Consider the following 21,059-nt stretch of genomic DNA (forward strand, 5'->3'; position numbering starts at 1 on the left):
CCGCTCGCGACCGCGGCGTCCAACCACACCAGGTCAGCCGACTCCTCCGCCGGCGCCGACCCGTTCACCACACCGGACGCGGGCCGCCCTTCACGTCACGCATGATCCACAGACCCTGACCCCCGGCTGCTGCCCGCAATCGAGTTAGGGCACCGCTTGGGCTTTCGTACCTAGGCGGTGTTTCCTGGATCTTGGCGAGTAGGTTCCAAGGTGAAGTTGAGCAGTTCCAGGCCGGTGACAGGCTGAAAACCGATCTCGGTGTAGAGCGTCAGAGCTGGGACGTTGTCGGTCTCAGTCTGGAGTGAGACGCGATGCGCGCCAGCGTTACCCGCGATGCGGATGACGTGCTGCAGGAGCGCGTTGGCGATACCGGTACGGCGACAGCCCGGCGTCACGTAGAGGTCGCGGATCGACCATGCGGTGCCCAACATGAGCGAGGCCGGCATGATCGTGACTGTGATGAAACCGCAGACCTCCTCAGCACGGATGGCGGCCGCTGCGGTGAGCCTGTGCTGGGTGACCTGCTCGTGCAGCCAGGATCGGGTGTTCTGAGGGGCTGACGGCTGGCCGTAGTGCGCCCGGTAGTCGTCGAACAGCGCAGCGACCTGATTGAACGCCGGGTGGGTGGAGGTTATTGGCTCTACTGTCGTCACACCGCGAGTGTGGCCGACGGTCGAGCCAAGGGCTGTCCTCGGGTCAGGTCGCGAACCCAGATCGTCATCGTGGCGATGTCCACGGTGGCCCGATACTTCTAGTCCCCTAGTCCCGTTTGTCGTAGCGGGTGGCCACGGCGCGGAACTGCCTGAGTTTGTTGATACAGCCTTCGGCGATGTTGCGCTGCTTGTACCGCTCGGGGTCGAACTTCGGTGAACGGCCTCCCTTCGAGCCCTTCTTGCGTCGGTCGGCGGCCTGGTCAGCCTTGATCGGGATCGTCGCGCCGATCCCGCGGCGGCGCAGATGACCGCGGATCGCCTTGGACGAGTGCGCCTTGTCTGCCAGCACATGACCGGGCCGGGTCCGGCCCGATGCAGGCCCGCCCAAGCCCCGGACGTCTCCGACATCCTCGAGCGACTCGGCACCGACCACGGGGAGCGGCGGCGCACCGCACCCCCGATGCCCAACGATGCGCACGGATGACGAACCTGGTTGCCGACCACCCCAGCAAACGGGGGGTTTTCGGGGGGCGGTTCAAAACCCCATAGACAAACTTAAAACCCTGACCAGCGTTTCCGCTGGTCAGGGCTTTTCGTTTGTCGGGACGGCCGGATTCGAACCGACGACCCCTTGACCCCCAGTTTTACAACGATTCTGTCACGGCATATCAGGATCGGATGATACGTCCACGGAATCAGACAAGAGCGACGCCTCGACATGTTGTCACGTGTCGCGCTCTGCCGCCTCATCCTCCCGTTGTGGTCCGCGGCGTTACCGGACTCGTTACCGCGAATCGTCAAGGGCTTCTTCTGCCACGCAGTCCGGCCGGACTCCAGCGTCGCACGGTCGTCAGAGGGCTGGTCATCGGTGTCAGGTCAGGCGGGTTCCGACACAGTGCCGTCAAGTTTTCGTCCGCTTGAACCAAGCGACGTTGGATCACTAGACGCGGTGAGGGGCCAAACTTGTCAGTTGGACTGGCGTCGTACCCACACGCTGCTGGGATCCAGATGCGCACCCAAACCAGCCTCGTAGCCCGCTCCCGACAGAATGGCCACCAGCGCCTCTCCCATCACCTGTTGAGCGCGGGCCCTGCGTGGAAGGTCAGGGCTGTTGAGGTTTCGGGCTTCGAACGCTGCCATCGATCGCGACCGTAGGTCCTCTTCGCACTCCCAGTAGATGATCACCTGCCGAGGTCCACCACGTCTCCGGCACTTCTCAGGTGAGGTCTCCGGCTTCCCGGAGGTTTGGGGGCCTGGCACCGGCCGGCGCGGCAGCGCGGCAATGCTGCGGACATTCAAGACGATCTTCGTGCCCTACTGTTGATTTCGCTGTAAAGCTTGCCGCCGTCCGGGACCACGACCGTCATGTCAGTGTGACTGCTCCCATACGCCACATCCTGCTTCAAGGCGGCACCGTCACAGTACCGGATGCCCTCACACCCCTGGCGTTACAAGCGGTGAACCGCGGAAAAACTGACGAAATTCGACACTGTCGGGTATGGCTCGTCAGCGGCGGCTGCCACTAAGGTCAACGGTCCTTGGACTGGGCCGGCGGACCTGCGGCCTGCGCAAAGCACGCTCAGCCTGGGCGATGCCGCGCGCGAGGAGTGGGTAACCCTGACCTTTGGTAGGTGAGTGTGACGGATCGTTCGGCACTGCTGATCGGCATTCCTTCCTGCGACGACGACCTCTTCGCGCCGATGTCTGAGGTTGTGTGCGCCGACATTTCTCGCATGTCCGACGCACTGAGCCAGTCCGGTTACGAAATCCGACACTGCGGGGTGGGCGACAGCTCCGGGCAGGAGCCGACTGGCAACCGCATACGGGCGGCGGTCTCGAAGGCGCTGCGGGAGGTATCACCGGGCGGTGTAGTCGTCGTCTACTTCTCCGGACATGGCGTGGTGGTGAACGGACAGAGTTGGCTGGTGCCGCAGGATGCATACACCGGACCGGCGGGCCCGGAGGTCGAAAGCCTCGTCCCCGTGGTGCCACGGGATCTTAGTCAATGCCAGGCCCGCCTCGTCCTGTTCATCATCGACGCCTGCCGAAACGACCTAGCGGACTCGCTATCCACGCCGTGGGAGCGGGGGCAACTACCGATCCCTGAGAACGGCGCCTTCGTCCTGTTTAACAGTTGCGCAGCCGGCGAGCGGAGCCTGCATGGGAACGATGGCAGCTTCTTCACCCAAGCGCTGGCCGAGGTGCTGGACCGCCGCCACGACGCCCGCACGCTCGACGCGGTCCGCACGGCGGTCACACGCCGGCTCGCCCGGAAGGCTGCGCGCACCGACGGCCTCGAGCAGACACCGGAGATGGTCATCGCTCAACACGGCATCGATCGCAACGAGATCGAGGCCCTCATCATCTGCGAAGGCGACCCGGTCAGCACAGCCTGGCGCAGGGCCGTTGAGTCGACCCCGTTGTGGCAGCGAATCGATGCGACGGATGCCGACGTCGAAGGGATCCGCCGGGCGGTGGTCGAAATCGTCGATGATTGCGCCACGCGCTGGATGGAGTCCCGGGAGCATCTAGCGGATCGCACGGGCATGCGTGACTCGTGGTCGGCACAGGATTATCCGGTCCGGGTGCTCTCCGCCGTGGATCTGTGCCTGCCCGAGCAGGCAAGGTTGACGCCCGGCGAGGTCTCGGTAGTGGTGGCCGCGCCTTTTATCCGGGAGATCGGACTCAGCGCCGGCCTCCGGTTAGCCGCCGGTATCTCGCCGCAGGACTTCACCCGGACCTACCGGGACGGCCCCCGCAGCGATCTGGAAATCACGCACGCGATGCACGAGCACGTGTGTCGTCGCGCCGAGGGTCTCGCCCGGCGGGGACAAGGCGAGGCCCGGGATGCGCTGGCCGGATGGCTAGTGCATCGCTGGCTTGCCGGCCGGTCGTCGCTTTGGGTCGACTCACACATGGGTGAGTCGCTCCAACGACTCGCCGCCGCCGTCGTGCGGCACGGCGGCGCAGCGAACGTCACCGCCCGCGAGTTGTTCTCGCAACTGCGAGTTCTTGTCCGCGGCATCGATGGGGACTCAGCAGACCGACGACTAATCGAGGACCTGCACGCGCACATCTTCGATCGTCGCTTGCGTTCGCTAGCCGCAGTGTTGTGGCTCGCCGGCGTCATGGCGGCGGATCCCCGCCGGATGCCGACCGTGGTGGTCGACCATGTCGGCGTCGGCTCGGAGCTGCCCCTATCCGCGTTGCATACAGCCACGGTCAAGGCAACCTGGCACCGCACCGGAGACGAGCTGGCGTTGACTGCGGTATGCGACCACCCGGCGCTGTACGCGGCCTTCGAAGGGCTGGTCCGCCGCGCTGACGAGGCGCGCCGGGTGCTATCAAGCCTCGAACTCGACGAGCGTTTCGATCACAGTCTGCCCGCCGCGTTCTCGTCAGCCAACGTCCGCGCGGAGATCAACGAGGGCATGCCGGCCTTCGACACTCCGCTGCTGCAGTTCCGGCTTTCCGACGACAAAGTACGCGAGCTGCTGATGGGCCGTCAGCTGTACGGCGAACCAGAACTAGCAATCCGCGAGCTCTACCAGAATGCGCTCGATGCCTGCCGATACCGCCGGACCCGTCGGGCCTATCTCAACAGAGTGGACGTGCCGATCACGAACTGGGCCGGCCGGATCGAGATTCGCCAGGGTGTCGCCGCCGACGGGCGTGAGTTCATCGAGTGCACGGACAACGGCGTCGGCATGGGTAAGGACGTTCTGCTCAGCACCTTCGCCAACGCGGGTGAACGATTCGTGTACCGACCGACATTTCGAGCCGAGTACGCCCGCTGGCAGGAACTGGTGCCGCCGCTGCAGATGGTGCCAAACAGCCAGTTCGGCGTCGGCGTTTTCAGCTACTTCATGCTGGCCGAGGAAATCACGATCGCGACTAGGCCGATCGGTGAAGACGATGTCGTCGCCCAGCACGGCTATAGCGTGCGCATCGCCAGCAGCGGCAGCCTATTCCAGATCACTCCCTCGGCCGACATGCCAGGCGGCGGCACACGGGTGCGGCTTTACCTGACAGGGGAGGACCGCATCTCGGTGCTGCGCACGCTACGCCGACTCCTCTGGGTCGCTGAGTTCGAGGTTGATGTCGCCGAGGAGGAGGGTTCAGCCGAGGTTTGGCAGCCAGAGGAGTTGCGTTACCCCACGGCTACCGTGACGCCACTGAAGCACGGCACGGACTTGTGGTGGGTTTCGGGTGACGGCGGCTTGGCGGCCGACGGCGTGCGGACCAACGAGGAGCGGCACGGGCTGGTGGTAAACCTGCGCGCGGCGCGCCGACCTCAGTTCACTGTGGACCGAAATCGCCTCCGTGAGTGGGACCGGAAGTGGATCAAAGATGAAATCCAGGCTTCGCTACCTGCACTGGAGGAGTGGCCGGGCCTCACCCTGCCTTGGCTATGGCGCGTCGCCGACAAGACACCGATGGTGGCAGAGCAGGTGTTCGACTGGCTCATAGCGCACCGGCGACAGATTCCAGTGGAGGGAACCTTCGCCCACGGCACGCTCGCCCCGATCGATCGAGTCGGTTGTCTCTCGGGCGACCAACTCCTCTTCAACGGCGACCTCAGCCCGTTTTCTGCGTCCCGCGACATGTGGCTGCTGGCCTGGCGGGTCGGGGTCTGGAAGGGAATTCTCACCTTTGTCGGCATGGAGTCCGTCCCGGAGGCGACGCGACTCGACGGCTTCCCGGTCGTACGACCAGTCGACGCCGCTATGCTCGGCAAGGTCTACGAGGCAGGTCGCCGGTACGCGAGCCCCAGCGCCTACGGGCGGCCCGCAGTCGAGGAGTTGGTCGAGCTCGCCGCCGACGAGGACGAGCCTCCTGTGGCGCGACTACGCAGGCTCCGCCGCTATGCGATCACCGGCCTAGACATCTCCGCCGCACGCGAAATCGCCCCTGTTCGCTGCCGGTTTCGGGAGAACGGCGAACTCCTTGCGGAGGGCATGGAGCACCGGTCGCTGCTTTACGCGGTCGCCGCTTGGGCGCCGCCGGGTAGTCCGCCGCGTAAGGCCGTCGGCTTCTTGCTGGCTCGAGCCTCCCTAGACCTGCACGCACCGCTAGGCGAGGTGATGCGCCGAGCGGCGGATGTCGTGCCGGCCAATTGGATCCCGCCCGCCGACGTCGGCGAACTTCGCGACCAAGTATTCACCTGGAACGACCTCGCACTGTTCACCCGCGACCTCGACGGCGTGCCGCCATGGGTCGGATCGACGCTCGCGCCGTCGCACATAGTCCGGGTCAGCTCGAAACTCGGTCGCAGCGTGCCGGAGGCCCTCGTGCTGATCGACCGGTACCGGCCGTTCGGCTACGAGGTGATTGGCCGGCAGCATTTTCCGGCAGACCTGCAGCAGGTGGAACATGAGGCCCTCGCATATGTGCACGACCGGGGTGAACCACTGACGGCACTGCACCTGTTCGTGCTCGCCGGCCGTGTCGGGGCGACTGTGCGACAGGTGCGCGACGGCCTCGCCCGGCTTGCGCGGTTAGGCTTCCTCCGGCTACCTACATACGATCCAGAACTAGACGCGACACCTACCGAGAATGAACGCGTAGTCATCAACGAGGATCTCTTGCTGTATGACTATGGCATTAACTGCCAGGTGCTGGCGACGGGGTGGGCAGCTGTGCGGGCCATGGCACAGGCGATCGGGCAGCACCGCGTCTCCGGCTTCGATGACCGACTGGCCGAGCGCCGCCGGCTCCTGCGCATCGTGGACCCGCGCAGAACGCTTACCTTGGCGGAGGTTATTGACCTAGCCTACGCGCTTGACTGTTCTCTCGCCGAGGCGGTTAGCTATTTCACCAAACTCTTCCCGGACACCACTGACCTGTCGTCACTGTCATCGGCGGTGGTCCGGTCCGACGCCACGTGTCACCGTTGGGAGGAACGAACTGCCCTGATCGGGCCGTGGAGCGACCTTCACTACGGCGTACACGATGTGGGGTGGGGACTCACGGCGGCCGACATCGTCCGTGGGGCCGCCGGAGCACGGCAGTCGGTCGCCACGTTCCTCGGCTGGCTGGAATCGTTCCGCCCGCTAGGTGTCCCACTGCCGACGCTCGACGAGGAAGGGCGACGAGCGCTCGACGGCCCGCCCGCCGATCGCTACGACGTTGCCATGCTGCACCGCACGCAGGGCAACGGCCGTGTCCTCAAGGTGGAGGTGGTCTCGGTGCTGTGGCTCGTCCAAGTCGCAGCGCGGTACGGCTGGACGGTGGCGGAGTGCCACCGCCGGATGGCGCGTCTGACGCCGCTCGGCCTGCGCCTCGAGTATCGGGCAGAGGCATGCCCGGACGAGCTCGTCTCATGGCAGGATCTGCTGCTTCTCACTGTGCATCGCGACGGCCAGGAGCCAGTTGTGCACGGTCCCGTCTCCGCGGACCACATCGCCGCCGCCTCGGCCGACATCGAGGAATCCGCCGAAGCGGTCAGGGCAAGGCTTGCCAGATTCGCCGAACTCTTCGAGCTGCAGCTCGAAACCACCGCCTGAAGTTGATCGGAGCAGGAACTTTGCCCGAGCCGACCCACGTCGACCATCACCGCAGCGTGGAGTACCAGCAGCAAGATTTCCGCGAGCGGTCCGCCGACTTCCGCATCACCAAACTCGGCGACGGACGCCGCATTGAGGTTACCGGCGTATGTCCCGGGTGCGGTGGCCATACAACGACGACGTGGAGCTACGGCAGCGGAAACGGCTATAAGAGCTTCCGCACCCGCCGCCGCGAGGCCGACCAGGTGGCCGACACTCTCCGAACGGTTTGCTGCGACTGCGGGCATGGCCACGCCAACCGCCCAGAAACCGACCCGTTCCTCGGCTGTGGTGCCTACTGGCAGGTGGATCTCGGATGAGCGCCGAGCGCTTCTGGTGGGCGCAGCGGGCGCAGCAGCTCCGATACACGCAGCTCGACGTGGCCCGGCGCCAAGCCGAGACCTGGCGTACCGGGCTAACCGGCCTCACTACGCTGCTCGGTGGCGTGCTGCTCGTTAAGGGTCGAGAAAACGCGAGCGCGCTGGCGAGCCCTTATCCATGGATGGTCTTGACGCTCTTCCTCCTTGCGGCCACAGCCCTGGTGTGGGCGACGCTGTCGGCTATCCGTGCGGCATCCGGCGTCCCGGGTGATGAATGCCTGCTTACCGGCGAGGACCTGGCACGGTGGACCGAACGGGAGGTTCGTCAGGTCTACCGCTTCATCACCGCCGCCCGGTACTTGACCTTAAGCGGCCTATTCACGATTGCGCTGGGCGTCGCGGTGGCATGGTCGGCCCCCATGGCGAAGCCCGACCAACCCGTTGTGCGGGTGAGATGGGGTTCGGACCAAGTCTGCGGCAAGCTGCTCGCCATGGGCGAGGGCACGCTACGGGTTGGCCAGCGGGATCGGTACTACGTCGTTCCCCTAACTTCAGTCGTTCGTGTGGATGTGGTGCCCGCCTGTGATGCGTGACCGGGCTAGCGCTTTCGAGAATGAGTCTTGCCACGTTGTAAGTCGACAAGCAGGCGCGGTCATGCCGGAAAAGGGTGCCGGCATCGCGCTGTAGGCAGCGACGGACAGAGGTCGTGTCCGATGTTCACCCCCGCAAGCAAAAGGCAATGACCGAAGGTCGATGGACAAACCCCCTCGACGGAATTCCGTCCCCCAATAAGGCGGCCATAGCCCGGGAATTGGTGAAACGCTGGCAGGATAGCCTGGCCGAACCGAAGTTGAGAGCACGCGTGGGAACGGTAATCGAATTCATTCGACGAGCCAACACGGCGGACAAGGTTCAGATTGAATGATCGCCGGGTTCGTAGTGAAAAGAGTGGGTGAGCGACACCCTCTTCATCCTGGAACCCGTGCGGATGATATTTCCGCCTTGCGATGGCGCAGGTTTCACGCTCAAGGGCCTGTTGAGCATGCAGGGTCGACGAGCGAGGATTCACTTCCGCGATGACGACTCGCCCGTATTCGAGGTCAAGGCAGCCGGGAGATCTGCTCGATTGAGCATCGCCGGGCACGGATCGCTGACCACAACCCAGCGCTACCTACACCCGGACCGGCAATCGATCACCGACGCGGGAACGGCGCTGAGTGCTCACCTGAAGGCCCGCCGGTCCCCAAGTGGTCCCCAGCTACGCGCGGTCTAGATCGCAAACTCCCCACTGTTTCAGCCCAGCAAGAAGGCCGCTGACCAGGGCATACGCTCCGGTCAGCGGCCTTCTTTTGTACTGTCGGACGCTTGTGTAGGATCTCCGGCGACGGAGGGCTCAACGGCTTCAACCGAGCCATGCGGAGCATTCTGAGCCGAGTCACTTACACCAAGGCGCTGTGTCAGCACTTCATGCTGGGACTTCCACTTCTCGTATTCCTGCCGTCGTCTCTCGTCTTTCGCTGCACCATCTCGCACATAGATTCGCAGCCCTCCATGGATGTCTTCCTGCCACTTTTTAAGCGTCTTCTGAATCTCGCGAAGCGCTTTGGCCGAATCGTGCGCCCCGTAAGTGACCGTCCACCTTCGGCCCTTGAACATCGACCAATCGAGCGTCGACTGAGACTTATACGTCTCCTTGCCTTGTGAATCCTTGTAGCATACGAGCACATCATGGCAATCTGGCAGATCGGTCTGACCGCGCGATTGAGAGAAGTCCCAGACCGTTCGCCACTCTTGCCCCGGCGCCAAGATCGGAAGCCTATCGAAAACCCAGACGTCTTCCACGTCTCCTGCGTCGCCGCCGCTCCTCTGCAGCGGCGGAGTTGACCGGAATTCGATGTCGTAGGCAGCGGTCGTCCCGAAGTTGCGAATTACGAGGTCAACGATGGCGGGACTCACCTCAGCCGGCTCCATGAACGCCACCACGTACGGCTGGGCCTGCTCCTTGCGCAACCTCCGCGCCTCACGGGCTTGCCCTAAGGCGATAAAAGCGGCGATGGCAGCCACGAGGAGAGTGGCCACAGCGGCGGCAGCTGACCAGTTACCGGCGTTCCAGTCGTGAAGGGTGTCCCACAACCACCATTCACGTGCGGTCGTCCAGAGTCTTGCGAGAAGTTCCATGAGAGGTCCACTCCACGCTCGTCGAGTCAGCTCGCCAGCATTGCCTCAGGCGGATTGCCGAGAACGGTCCCCAAGTGGTCCCCACAGAGGGAGCACGAAGGGAGACGGGTACTTCCTCCGGCATTGATCGATCCCCGCTCTGAACAGGGAAAACTTCCGGTTCAGAGCAAGACTCTTCCCGTCGGGACGGCCGGATTCGAACCGACGACCCCTTGACCCCCAGTAGTCTGGTGGCCCAGCGGCATGCTCACGAACGTTTATCCAGGTCGTCTCAAGTATAAACCAGCCGAGTAAAGGAATCGTCGCGGCGCTCCATCAACGTGACAAGGCTCCCTGCCTCGATCACGCACTCCCCGCTCCGTCACTTGGGACGCTTAACGTTCAAATGTGGCCGCCGCGTCCTCAGGGACCCTCCTCCTCAACGAGCACCCATACCTGCTTGAGTGGCAGCTCGGCACGGATCTCGTCCGGAAGACGTAGATAATTCCGGCACACGGCATCAATAAGATCATCAGCATCCCACACTCGGATGCGAAAGTGCTGGTTGATCAACTGAGCTCGAGCATTGCCGTTCAGGCCGCCCCACGCCACAAGCAGCGCCTGGTCGGCACTATGGCTGCCTAACGCACCTTGCAGCTTCTGTACTACATCCACGCCCACCGGGCTCGCGTCACTCTTGACCTGGACCACGAGCCGAGGGCTGTCCAAGCCAAACGGACCCCGACCGGCGAAGACATCAACTCCCCCATCACCGGATGCTTTGGTCACCATGCAGGTAAAACCCTCGGCACCGAGCACAGCCGCAACTAGATGCTCGAGCTTATGTCCGGCATACTGTTGAATCACTGCACTGGTGATCCGATCGCGCGCATACCGCTCCACATCGACGACCACCGGTTCGTCGGCCACGACATCGCCGGCCTGCGGCACGTCGTCCGCGAGCTTGGCCGCGTTCTTCGCATGGGCCGGCCTGGCGCCAGGGTCGTGCCCGGTCGCCAGCACTTGAGTCATCCGCCAGGCGCCGTCGTTGCGGCTCACCTCGCAGATCGTCAAGAAGGCGCCGAGCGTGTACAGCAGGTCCTGCTTGATAGCCGTCCGTGGGACGTCGGTCCGCAGCCACTTCACCGGCCGGCCGTGCCGACGATCAGGATCAGGATCAGACCGGTACTCGTACCCGCCGGTCACACGACCCATAGCGATCTGGCCGGAGTTCGTCATCGGCAACACCACGAGGTCACCTGTCGCGATGCGTTCCCGCAACGCCCACAGCTGACCAGTGTAGTTAGCTACGAGCCCCGCACCGGACTCCGGAAAACCAGCCCGGACCAGCTCTCCAACCGACTCTCTGGTCGTCGCTTGGCTCAGATCATCGACCTCTCGGAACCCCCCACCGGCAACCTGCTTGTCAAGCGCCCAGCTCACACGCTCACCGTGACGGCCAGCCCGCACAATCCAAACCCTCGGCACAGCTCCGGACATCAGCGCTCCATTAGGACTGTCAAAACCAGCACCCCAGTCGTGTGAGGACCGGCGCGCCTCACCCTACCGAGCTGGGCTACACGGGCAGCGCCAACCCTCGTGTTCGAAGAGACGCATGAGCAGGTTCGCGGCCTGGCCCCGGGGAAGGTCTCCATGAGCGCGTTGACGCTCCTATAGGCACCCTCGGTTCAGGGCGGGTTTCCAGCGCATCGTCCATCGGGTTCGGCCTGCTCCGGTGGTGTCCAGGGACCGGGTCACCAGGTACAGACACTTCAATGCGGCCTGCTCGTTCGGGAAGTGGCCGCGGGCTTTGATCGCCCGCCGGTAGCGGGCGTTCAGTGATTCGATCGCGTTGGTCGAGCAGATCAGCCGCCGGATTTCGACGTCGTAGTCGAGGAACGGAATGAACTCGGCCCAGGCGTTGTCCCACAGCCGGATCACCGCCGCCCCACTTTCTCGGCCAGGTCGTCGAACGCGGCCCGGGCCGTGGTGGCGTTGACGGCGGTGTAGATCGGTTCGATGTCGTGCTTGAGCGCGTCCCAGTACTTGCGGGAGGTGAGCCGGAACGTGTTGCGGATCAGATGGATGATGCAGGTCGTCACGATCGTGCGGGGCCACAAGTTCGTGACGACCTCGGGCAGCCCTTTGAGGCCGTCGCAGACGAGGAAGAACACGTCCTTCACGCCCCGGTTACGCAGGTCGGTCAGCACGCTCATCCAGAACTTCGCGCCCTCACCACCGGTGCCGGCCCACAACCCGAGGATGTCCTTGTCCCCGTCGAGAGTGACCCCGATCGCGGCGTAGAACGGCCGGTTCGCGACCTGCCCGTCACGCACCTTGACCACGATCGCGTCGATGAACACCGCCGCGTAGATCTCATCCAGGGGCCGGTGCGACCAGTCGGTCATCTCCTCGATCACCTTGTCAGTGATCCGCGAGATCGTCTCCTTGCTGACCGAGGCGCCGTAGATCTCGGCGAAGTGCGCGCTGATCTCCCCGGTCGTCAAACCTTTGGCATACAGCGACAACACGACTTCGTCGACCCCGGACAGGCGCCGCTGCCGCTTACGCACGATCTGCGGCTCGAAGGTGCCGGCCCGGTCCCGTGGCACGTCGATCTGCACCGGACCGTGGCATCGGTCAGCACCGTCTTCGACCGGGTTCCGTTGCGCACGTTGCCCGAACCGGCGCCGTCGGTTTCGTGTTTGGCGTAACCGAGGTGCTCGGTCATTTCCTCGTTCAACGCGGTCTCCAGGACCGTCTTGGTTAACTGCTTCAGCAGCCCGTCCCGGGCCGGTCAGCGACAGGCCCTGCTCCTTCGCGGCCCGCACCCGCTCGGCGGCGGCTTTCGCCTCCGCCGACGGCTCAGGCCGCTTCTTGCGTCCGGTCTGGTCGTTCAGTGTCGCGGTCATCACGGCACCCTCCTCACCAGGCACAACGCCTGGCAGGTCAGGCCGGAAACACCTTTAGATCCACAGACCCCGGGATCCTTGACCGATTCCGTGTGGTTCGGAAGTGTGGTTGAAGTTTTCGACGCTTGGCGTATCCGCTTGTTCCTCGACGATGCCTCCGATGGGCGGTTACGACAATGACGGCATCGTCGCACCCGGCAGCGGTCGACCGTCGGGCTGGATGCAGCGCAGCCCTCGGTGACGGGTAGGTCGAATGGGCAACCAGTGCCGCGGCAGGCTGGTGCGTAGCCGCTCAAACGCGGCGGCCGAGTGATGAGCACCAGCTCCCCCGGCCGGCCGCCGCGCATGACGACCGGGTCGCCGGTGATGCCGGCGACATCGGCCAGGGGCGTCGGCAGGGTCACGCGCCTCCTGGCGTCCGCGGCGCAGGAGCGACCGGCACCGCCGCTGCTCAGCGCAGACCTCATCGCGCACCACCAGCTGCGCCCCCGGGCTGGCACCGGGACGTCCGGGCCCACTGCTGCGATCATCTCGCCGCAGCTGTTCCACAGCGGCGGTCAGTCGGGGCCGGGATGCCGTGGTCGAGCGAGGTTCGGGCCACGATGCTCGCCGAGGTCGTCGCCCGCGTCTGCGACGGCCCCGTAACGAACTGGGCACGCCCGCATCGTTGCCTGGAGCGCGCCGGATGCGAGCTTTAATGCCGCCGGCATCAGTCCATCGTCCCGAGCCAGGATCCGGCCAGCGCCTCCGACGCAGAGACCCTGTGGGCGCAGCGCTTCCGCGCCCGAGACACCGACAGCTCCTCGGCGCTGGCGGGGCACCTATCGGGACCTACGTGTTCTGGCTGCACTGCGAGGAGCTGGACCGGACGTATCGGGTTGAGCTGTACCGCTGTGCCTGACCCGGGCCTCTGGATGGCCGAGGTGCATCCGTCCTAGTCCCGGAGAAGCCAGGCGAGCGCATGGTCGCCGACGTCACCTACGGCAAGAGGTGCTGCTAGGCAGTCGAGACATCGCTACGCGGCGTAACCCGGCGCGGGCGGGCCGAGTGCTGCGAGCTGGGTCTGGATGAATCGGCGACTCGCCGGGCAGATCCTCGGCGGAGGGATCGTGAGCTGAATTCGCGGTACCCTCGAAGCGACCTCGCGCTCCGGTCTGGACGGTCGGCGGGTCGGTAGGGAGCGTTCGGGATGGGCCAAGGATTTTATGTCGAGAATGGGCAGCTTTACGGCCCGCCGCCGCCGGCACACTGCGAGACGTGCGAGCAGGGCACCCAGAAGCAGGTGGTGACGACGCCCTACGGCTGGGCGTGGCAGTGCAAGCGGTGCCTCGCGGTGTCCGACGAGAACCGGTACGAGTTCGACCCGACGGCATCCCCGGACGGGCGGACGCAGGGACTGAAGGCCGTCCGGACGTTGCAGCAGCTGATCATCGGGCTGCGGAACAGCCAGGAAGGCCCACTCGACCCGGATGATCTGTACGAGGTAATCGGGCCGTACTTTCGTGCCGGCTGGTGCATTCGTGACGTCCACCACGGACTGAACTATCTGCCCAACGGAGCGCTGCACCCCGACTCCGGGTGGAACGACAAGCTCCCGCGCAAGCAGCTGCTCTACCGCGTCAAGCGCCGGCTCCAGCAGTGGCGGTGGGCCGAGCGAAACGAGGACGACGACATCATGGACGGCGGCTGGACCGCCATGCGCAACGCCATGGGCGTCGCCGCCCAGCGCCAGCGAGAGCGCCAGCTCGACAGCGAATACGCCTGGCACGCCAAGGCCCGCGAGGCCAAGGCCACCGGAAGGGGTTCGGGCCTGGAGGCAGCGCGTGCAGCAGCTGCCCAGGCGGCATCGCTGTCCCTGCATCTACGCGCCGAAGGCGAGCGGCGTGAGCTGGGTGAAATCCGCCGCAAGGTCGACGAGGCGTCAGGGATCTCTCCGCTTTACCTCGACACCATCCGGGCGACGGCCGAGCATCCCCAGTAGCACCCGGAAGCGCAGAAAGCGCCCCGTCGCGGACCAAAGGGTCCGAAACCGAGGCGTAACGGTGTGTGCGAGCAGCTACAGATGGGCAACCATGCCGTCCTCCACGGGCTCGGCGGGCACCAGCGCGGTGATCTACGTGCGCTCGAACATGCCGAGCACCAGGCCCACGAAGGACAGCAGCACCGCCTGGTCCTCGGCGGACATGTCGAGACCGAAGCCGACCGCGGGCGATGCGCGGGTTGCCGCCGTCGACGGCCCATCGGCACGTCGCAGCCGGAACCGCGGCAACGTTCGTCCACGACGCCGTCGGCTGGCTCGCCGGCCGCGAACGTTCCTCCAGCCCCGCCAGTGAGCGGGTGGATACGGCAGTCACCGAATTCCTGGTGACCATCTCTACTCGCACCCCGAACCCGCTGCTCGGCTCCGGCCCTACCGCAGACAACGGCCGGCATATCCTCGCCCGCCTCCACGGTCGAGGCAACGCCGGGGCCGGCCAGCTCCTCAGCAGCCTGACCTGACCACATCCCACCACCGGCCAGCTACATTGGCGCTTGTCCAGGCATCGGGGGCTGCCTGCGCTCGCCACCACGGTGGTGGCCGATGCCGGTGGCCAGGGTGCCGTCGGGGGAAATCTCTGCCACATACCATATGGTCTCGCCAACGTCACGCGGTGGTGGGATTCGGAGTGTGACGTCGGCCTTTGGAGCTTGCACAGAGACGCGCGCGTCACTCGTGGCGAGGGTGCCGTCATTCGAGAAGCGTTTCACGAAGATATTGAGGCGGGTAGGCCGGGTGACCGTTACAGTCTCCGGTCCGTAGCCGTTAGTGATGTCGTCGTCGAGTCTGGCGAAGGGCGGCTTTTCGAGGTCGCCGCGGTTGCCATGGTAGATAGTCTCGGCCGGGTCGCTGCCCACAACCACATGCAGGTCAAGATCGCTGGGCTGATGGGACCAGTCCAGACGGATGGTCGCCCACACTCTGTCGGCACTGGGCTGATTGTTTCCTCTGGTGACGACAGCCGCTGGGTGTTTCAGGCCGATCGCGTCGCGCAGCCACGCCGCAAACCGCGCCTTCAGGGCCGGCTCATCCGGCCGAAGCCGACCTGTGATCCCGCACCTGTTCCGCTCCGGCTCGGCCACCCTCTCCAGAATCGAACTCCGCGCCGGACCATAGTTCACCAGCATTACCTGGGCCGCCGGCCTGCCAGCGGCGTAGTCCTGCAGGGCCTCGGCGAACTTTCCCGGGCTCGCTCGTCGATATTGCTTACATTCGACCACGGCGAGAGCGCTGGACGGTGAGGTGACCGGCGCGCGGAGCAGGGTGTAGTCGGGCTGGATCGCGCGCGTACGGCCCCGGCCGATGGGATTGGTCGCAGGCGAGCGTAGCTCTGCCCAGACCAGTACCGGCCCGTGAGCTGGCGTGGCGATCGTCGCGACGTGACTTCCCTGGAACGAAAAGCTGAGCTTGCCGTCCGCAGTCGGGTGTAGTTCACACCGCTTCAGCCCTGCCGTATCGACGATGAGGGTGAGCACCCATGCGGCATACAGTTCATGCCGCCGTTCCCAGGCGGGTAGCGACAGCACCTCGGTCAGCGCCTCCGCCATCCGCTCCACGCTGGCGCTAGTCATCGATACGGAGTCGAGGGCTGCCGATACCTTCTGCTCGAAGGCCGCGATGTCCGACACGTTGCCCGTGCGTAGACGGATGACTACAGAGTCCAGCGTCGTGACTGTCTCGCGCAGCCAAGGGTCACTGTCGAGATCCGCGAGAACGTAGGCGCGGGCTAGGTCGACATCCTCCAAGCCCTGGTCGAGGGCTTCCCTGTCTCGGCGCTGCTGCAGGGCGCGGCGATCAGACGACACCTCGCGGCACTGCCGGAGTACGTCGACAGCGACAGATCGAACTCTGCGCAGCAGGCGATCAAGCGTATCCCGGCCGGTCAGTGGGAGCATCGGGACGCTGCGCGGCCATTCCCCCGCGTCGTAGATTCTCAACCAGGAGTCCACCTCCGACCTGCGTCGCGTGCTGTTGCCTGGATCTTCCGAAGCGAAGTCCCGAATCAGCCCGGCAAGGCTCCACAATCGATCAATGCTCCAGGCTTGCGCACGAGCCAAGCGGGCCCCATTTGCGCCGACCTCAGCCCATGCGCGAAACGTCTCCAAATCAAACGGGAGCGGCGGCCGCCCCGCGCCGAAGTCGTATTCGATCATAAGGTTTGGGTGATCGGCCCGCGTCGACGCAGCAGACTCGTACAGCCGCAAGAGATCGGTCAACATGCCTGCGAACGGACCGAGGCTGGCGAGCACCGCATGTAAGAGCGCGTCAACCGTTACATCATGTTTCTGCAGGGCCGTCCGCACATCTCCGGCAGGTGGAAGCCCCAACGCCGCTCGGATGTCGTCAACCAGGTCGCGGTCATGGCCGGTTGAGTCCAGTCCGTACTTGGACGCCAGCGCATCCCACAACTCCCCCGCTGTTTGCGCCACGGGTGACGTGGTCCTCATAGTTGCACTCCTCAACTAAGTACCTGATTGATCGGAATGACACCAACCCTGCTGCTGCACCTCGCGGCGGGTCTACATATCGGACCATCAGCGTCGGTCTTTTGGATGAGCCGACGGGACGCCGCCGGTCTCAGCTGCCCGCTGCAGGGTGTCCAGCCACCGTTGGGCGGCTTCGACAGCAACCTTGAGCTGTGCAGTGCAGGCGTCGCGGCGATGGCGAACCCCCATCCGACGGTTGATCCACCCGTTCACGTGTGGGTACGGGCCTGCGCCGGTGGCCACGAGTCTGCCGGCGAGATGGTGCAGCGCTGCCGCGACTGCCAAATCGCGGCCGTCGAAGTCTGGAGGCAGGTCGTCAATCGGGACCGACGCGCAGGGCTCGCAGAAGCCGAACATCCACCCGGCCTGCGCACTACGGCACTCCATGCAGATGTACTCGTCGCATACGGCACACAACCCGTACGAGCTGTCGTTGTGGTCGCGCTCTTGCCCCGGGTGTGCCGCGTCCCACGCCTCCGCAATGGTGATGCACTGCCCAGCACAGACGGGCTTGGGGAGCGCCGGAGGCCGGGTGGCCTCGTCCTCGCAGAACCAGCAGCGTTGGAACTCGTAGGCGACAGGCTCTTCTTGGCAGTCGACGCATACTGGCTCACGGCAGGTAGCGCAACTCACCATCGATCCGGCCGGGACCTGCCAGATCCGGTACTCGGACTGGCAGCCGTCGAGGCATGGCCAGCGCACGAACCACCACGCCTCTTCCATACCCCGGCGGATCCGCGCCTCCTCCTCCGGCACTCGCTTGACGGCGGCGTTGCCGGTGACAGCGGCATGAAGGTACGGCTGGTCCTGCTCGACCATTCGCTGACGGGCGGCACGCTTGCGGGCCCTATCACGTGTCATCGCGTTCCCCAACCGACGGAGCCCCGCGCACCCCGCCGTCACGCAAATGACAGCCCGATTCCGGGCACGACGAAGTAAGGAACACGCGAGTCAGAGACCCTTTCCCTCCTCAAAAACAGCCTCGACGCGGGCGAAGGCTGGACCGGAAGGTCGGCAGGCGCGCACTGCCAGCCAGCAGCATAGCGGTTCTGAGCACCAAGGTCACGCAGCCGAGCGACTGCATCGGGAGTCGCGCCAAACGACTTCGTCGCCGCTTCGCTGAATGGTCACGTAGAACGCGTCGCTGCAGCCCTCGATGCACTCGGCCACGGCCACGGCCAGCCGAACCTCGTGAAGCTCGACGTCGGCGGGCCCGATGGTCGAGACCTAGAAGATACCCACGTAGCCCGGCCGGTCCGGCGGTGAACGCCTCCATGAGGATGTGGTCGCTTTGCCACAACGGTTGACGCCCCTCCCAGCAAGCCAATAGTGCGCAACACTGATCCCGTCAGCCCGGCTTGACGCGCGAACCTTCCTGCAGGTCGGGCTCACCGCCGAGGACGTCGCTGAGCGTTAACATCCTGCCGTCGCTGGCCGAAGACGGTGCCGCTTCGAGTTTCAGATGAACATCGGCTCCCAGCTGCTCATGCGCCATAGCTCCGTCGTCCAGGTGCAATCGGTGTTCATCGTCGACGACCACCGATTGACGCAGGATTCTTTCCTGCTCGGCGGCGAACAGCAGTGCAGCCCGGCGCATTTCGATCCGCTGCAGCGCCTCATCTCTGCTTATGACAGGTACCTGCGCTCCGATCGCGACCCCGACTTCGTGCCCCGCCTCAACCGAGGCCGGTGGCGGGCAGGTCAGCGCCGCTACGACATTATCCGGCTCCACGGCGCTCGCTGACTCCGCAGCATTCTCGCGCGCCATGATGTTCTGTACCGCTGTGGTGGACTGTCGGCGCGTCCTCCTCGCTGCAAACGCACGCTTCACCTTCGACGTAGCCGCTGGGATCGCCCGGTCTACTATTAACGACATGAGTATCGGCGTGCCCCTTTCAATCAGGCGGTGCCCCAGATGCACGGCGGCGTCGATGATAAAGTCCTCGACCTCCTCGCGTCTGCGTGACCGGTAATCCGGCGCTTGACAGGTAGCGGACTGCAGGGCGGGCTGCGGCGCGTTGACGACGACAACCTGCTCGTTCTCGGCGAGCGGCTCGAGGGTGGCCTCGCTGAGCTTCCTCGAACCGGAGACCCGAGTTGAAGGGCTGTACCTTCCGGGCTCCTTCTGAGAGCGGGAAAGTTTTTGCCCGGCTGGCCGCCACACCCGCATCACTTCGGCGACCATCTTCGGCTCTTCCTGCGTTCCTGCTTGGTCCCGCAGTGCCGGTTCTTCCTGCATCGCCATCCCCGTCTTAGCCCAACCATTCACATCCGCGCCGCGAAGGCCGCACTCGCCGGACCATCGTCGCAGACGGTGTCACGGTTCGCTATCGCCCCCGCGTGCCCGCCGCGAGCGAAAAGCAAAGAGCACACAGCACGACAATACCGTCCTGCGCGACTGCGGGGCGCCCGGTTCTTGCGCCACGTCGCCACGTACAGAAGTGGCCGAGTTGCAGGTCACGCATTGAGCTGGCATGAAGTAGCGGCTGGACCTCACATCGCGGGAACTACTCCCGCCTGAACCAATCGTCGATTGGGCCCGACATCCTGCTCCACCCGGCGTGCAGACCGTCCCGGCATGCCTGGGTCAGCGTGTCAAGGTCGTCGCCTGCGCCGATGGGATGCAGCCGCTTCCACCACAGCCAGCCAGTGCCGAGTTCGCGTTCATGCCACTGCAGGCCCGCGGCAGGCTCGGCGAGTTGCTTCCACAGCCGAACCGCGGCGATGTCCTTGGCGGATCCACCGGAGACACGTATGCCGATCCACGGCCACAGTGAGGCGTCCGAGACCTTGCGGGGCTGTTTCTGCTGCTGCCATTGGAGCGCCACCGCTACCGTCCTGTCGTCCAGGCACCAGTTTGGTTTGCTCAGCTCGAACGTCGGAAAGGTTGAGTCGATCGCCTGCTCCCAGCGCATTGATGCGTCCGTGACTACCGTGGGGTCGAGGCCTTCGACTGCGGCGATGATCGCGGTCTTCACCGAGTCGATCGCCTCGCTGCGAAGCGCGAGCCACGTTTCGATCCGCTCCCAGTTACGCAAGTAGAAGCGGGTCTGGTCGTCGAGCGGTGTACTCACGCTGCTCCTTTTCGAGCTGGCGAAGGCCGGCGAGGGTGTGCATGAAGTCCAGCGCGGCCACCGACACGCCGCCGACAACGGCCGCTGCCTGATCTGCGGCGCAACCGGGCGTCGCGTTGGGGCAGGGAACGGAGGCGGCGTGCACCGCGTCGGTCACGATGTCGGCGATATCAGACCAGCTCATCGGCCCCCACCGATCACGGCTACCGCCAGCGCTGGCGGGCGCGCGCCGGTTGGGAGTAATGAACACGAGTGTTGGGGACTCGTGGGCCCAGAGGTCCGCCAGCAGCTCACATTGTCTTGTGCTTTCCACAGCGTCGATCTTTGCCTCGATGAGGATGCACTGTCCTGCCGTGCGCAGCAGCAGATCTGCCGCCACCCACCCGGCGCCGCTGTCTTGGCGTTCCTCGCGTCGGACGTCGATCGGGATCCCGTGCGTGTATGGCACGCCGAGACTCTCAAGCAGCCGCGCAACGACTAGATCGCCAAGGCCGTGTTGCATACCAGGCTTCAGCAGCCAGGAGAGTGTCCGCACCATGACCACCTCGTTGCGGTTCAACCCGAGCATCTCAAGGAGAGTGGCGGGTCCGGAGCGCCACCGCCGGCCGGCCATCAGGGCTGCCTCATCGGCGATCATCTGTTCTAGGGTCGTGTCCCAGTCGCGCACCTGCCGGGCGCACACCTCACTCCACTCTCCGGCGAGCTGGTTGAACGGGTGCCCATCGACGCTCACCACGCCATCATCACAGATGGCGTGCGCCAGAGCCCACCGTGTTCGCTCGCTTTCTCGGCCGGCTACCTCTCTGCCAGCCGATCGCCCCATAGGACTCGACCACCTCTCCAAACGAGTTGCATCAGCGGGTGCAGACTGTTG

Annotated in this window: 15 protein-coding genes and 3 pseudogenes; 5 read left to right on the forward strand and 13 right to left on the reverse strand. The window is 65.0% G+C overall.

Features of this window, described 5'->3' with window-relative positions:
- Positions 1 to 170: 170 nt before the first annotated feature.
- From ACGGAQ_RS30165 to ACGGAQ_RS30175, 3 genes and pseudogenes are all read right to left on the reverse strand, one after another.
- Complete coding sequence (locus tag ACGGAQ_RS30165; RefSeq protein WP_393055054.1) at positions 171 to 653, reverse strand: GNAT family N-acetyltransferase; 483 nt, start codon at positions 651 to 653, stop codon at positions 171 to 173.
- A gap of 115 nt (positions 654 to 768) precedes the next feature.
- Positions 769 to 1,020, reverse strand: a pseudogene (locus ACGGAQ_RS30170) (IS5/IS1182 family transposase); the annotation flags it as partial.
- A 599-nt stretch (positions 1,021 to 1,619) separates the two neighbouring features.
- On the reverse strand, positions 1,620 to 1,793 hold the full coding sequence (locus tag ACGGAQ_RS30175) for a hypothetical protein (RefSeq protein ID WP_393055056.1): 174 nt from the start codon (positions 1,791 to 1,793) through the stop codon (positions 1,620 to 1,622).
- Positions 1,794 to 2,284: 491 nt separating this feature from the next.
- Between ACGGAQ_RS30175 and ACGGAQ_RS30180 the strand changes: the two genes are divergently transcribed.
- From ACGGAQ_RS30180 to ACGGAQ_RS30195, 4 genes and pseudogenes are all read left to right on the forward strand, one after another.
- On the forward strand, positions 2,285 to 7,159 hold the full coding sequence (locus ACGGAQ_RS30180; protein WP_393055058.1) for a caspase family protein: 4,875 nt from the start codon (positions 2,285 to 2,287) through the stop codon (positions 7,157 to 7,159).
- 56 nt (positions 7,160 to 7,215) lie between these two features.
- Positions 7,216 to 7,518 carry a hypothetical protein gene (locus tag ACGGAQ_RS30185; RefSeq protein WP_393055060.1) on the forward strand — a complete coding sequence of 101 codons (303 nt, stop codon included), beginning with the start codon at positions 7,216 to 7,218 and terminating at the stop codon, positions 7,516 to 7,518.
- Positions 7,515 to 8,111, forward strand: a complete 597-nt coding sequence (locus tag ACGGAQ_RS30190) for a hypothetical protein (RefSeq protein ID WP_393055062.1) — start codon at positions 7,515 to 7,517, stop codon at positions 8,109 to 8,111. The genes ACGGAQ_RS30185 and ACGGAQ_RS30190 overlap by 4 nt, the downstream gene beginning before the upstream one ends.
- Before the next feature lie 539 nt (positions 8,112 to 8,650).
- Positions 8,651 to 8,791: pseudogene (locus tag ACGGAQ_RS30195) on the forward strand (site-specific integrase); the annotation flags it as partial.
- 62 nt (positions 8,792 to 8,853) lie between these two features.
- Here the strand turns inward: ACGGAQ_RS30195 and ACGGAQ_RS30200 are convergent.
- The 4 genes and pseudogenes from ACGGAQ_RS30200 to ACGGAQ_RS30215 all read right to left on the reverse strand — a co-directional run.
- Positions 8,854 to 9,696: a hypothetical protein gene (locus ACGGAQ_RS30200; protein ID WP_393055064.1), complete on the reverse strand. Its 843-nt coding sequence runs from the start codon at positions 9,694 to 9,696 to the stop codon at positions 8,854 to 8,856.
- Between the two features lie 402 nt (positions 9,697 to 10,098).
- Positions 10,099 to 11,118 carry a restriction endonuclease gene (locus tag ACGGAQ_RS30205; RefSeq protein WP_393055066.1) on the reverse strand — a complete coding sequence of 340 codons (1,020 nt, stop codon included), beginning with the start codon at positions 11,116 to 11,118 and terminating at the stop codon, positions 10,099 to 10,101.
- A gap of 228 nt (positions 11,119 to 11,346) precedes the next feature.
- Positions 11,347 to 11,616 (reverse strand): transposase, encoded by a 270-nt coding sequence (locus ACGGAQ_RS30210; RefSeq protein WP_393055068.1) that lies wholly within the window; start codon positions 11,614 to 11,616, stop codon positions 11,347 to 11,349.
- Positions 11,613 to 12,317, reverse strand: a pseudogene (locus ACGGAQ_RS30215) (IS256 family transposase); the annotation flags it as partial. The pseudogene ACGGAQ_RS30215 and the gene ACGGAQ_RS30210, both read right to left, overlap by 4 nt.
- Positions 12,318 to 13,776: 1,459 nt before the next feature.
- On the opposite strand from ACGGAQ_RS30215, the gene ACGGAQ_RS30220 reads away from it, so the two are divergent.
- Positions 13,777 to 14,568, forward strand: coding sequence for a hypothetical protein (locus ACGGAQ_RS30220; RefSeq protein WP_393055070.1), 792 nt, complete (start codon positions 13,777 to 13,779; stop codon positions 14,566 to 14,568).
- A gap of 132 nt (positions 14,569 to 14,700) precedes the next feature.
- Here the strand turns inward: ACGGAQ_RS30220 and ACGGAQ_RS30225 are convergent, their stop codons facing one another.
- From ACGGAQ_RS30225 to ACGGAQ_RS30250, 6 genes are all read right to left on the reverse strand, one after another.
- A complete protein-coding gene (locus tag ACGGAQ_RS30225) occupies positions 14,701 to 14,856 on the reverse strand; it encodes a hypothetical protein (RefSeq protein ID WP_393055072.1) in 156 nt (51 codons plus the stop codon).
- 251 nt (positions 14,857 to 15,107) lie between these two features.
- On the reverse strand, positions 15,108 to 17,072 hold the full coding sequence (locus ACGGAQ_RS30230) for a hypothetical protein (RefSeq protein ID WP_393055074.1): 1,965 nt from the start codon (positions 17,070 to 17,072) through the stop codon (positions 15,108 to 15,110).
- Between the two features lie 87 nt (positions 17,073 to 17,159).
- Positions 17,160 to 17,930: a hypothetical protein gene (locus ACGGAQ_RS30235; protein WP_393055075.1), complete on the reverse strand. Its 771-nt coding sequence runs from the start codon at positions 17,928 to 17,930 to the stop codon at positions 17,160 to 17,162.
- Between the two features lie 529 nt (positions 17,931 to 18,459).
- Positions 18,460 to 19,350, reverse strand: a complete 891-nt coding sequence (locus ACGGAQ_RS30240; protein ID WP_393055077.1) for a hypothetical protein — start codon at positions 19,348 to 19,350, stop codon at positions 18,460 to 18,462.
- A 268-nt stretch (positions 19,351 to 19,618) separates the two neighbouring features.
- Entirely contained in the window at positions 19,619 to 20,185 is a 567-nt protein-coding gene (locus ACGGAQ_RS30245) for a hypothetical protein (protein WP_393055079.1), read from the reverse strand.
- Entirely contained in the window at positions 20,142 to 20,918 is a 777-nt protein-coding gene (locus ACGGAQ_RS30250; protein ID WP_393055081.1) for a PD-(D/E)XK nuclease family protein, read from the reverse strand. Before ACGGAQ_RS30250 ends, ACGGAQ_RS30245 begins: the two co-directional genes overlap by 44 nt.
- Between the last annotated feature and the right edge of the window lie 141 nt (positions 20,919 to 21,059).

Source organism: Micromonospora sp. NPDC047557 (assembly GCF_043205095.1).
GTDB lineage: Bacteria > Actinomycetota > Actinomycetes > Mycobacteriales > Micromonosporaceae > Micromonospora.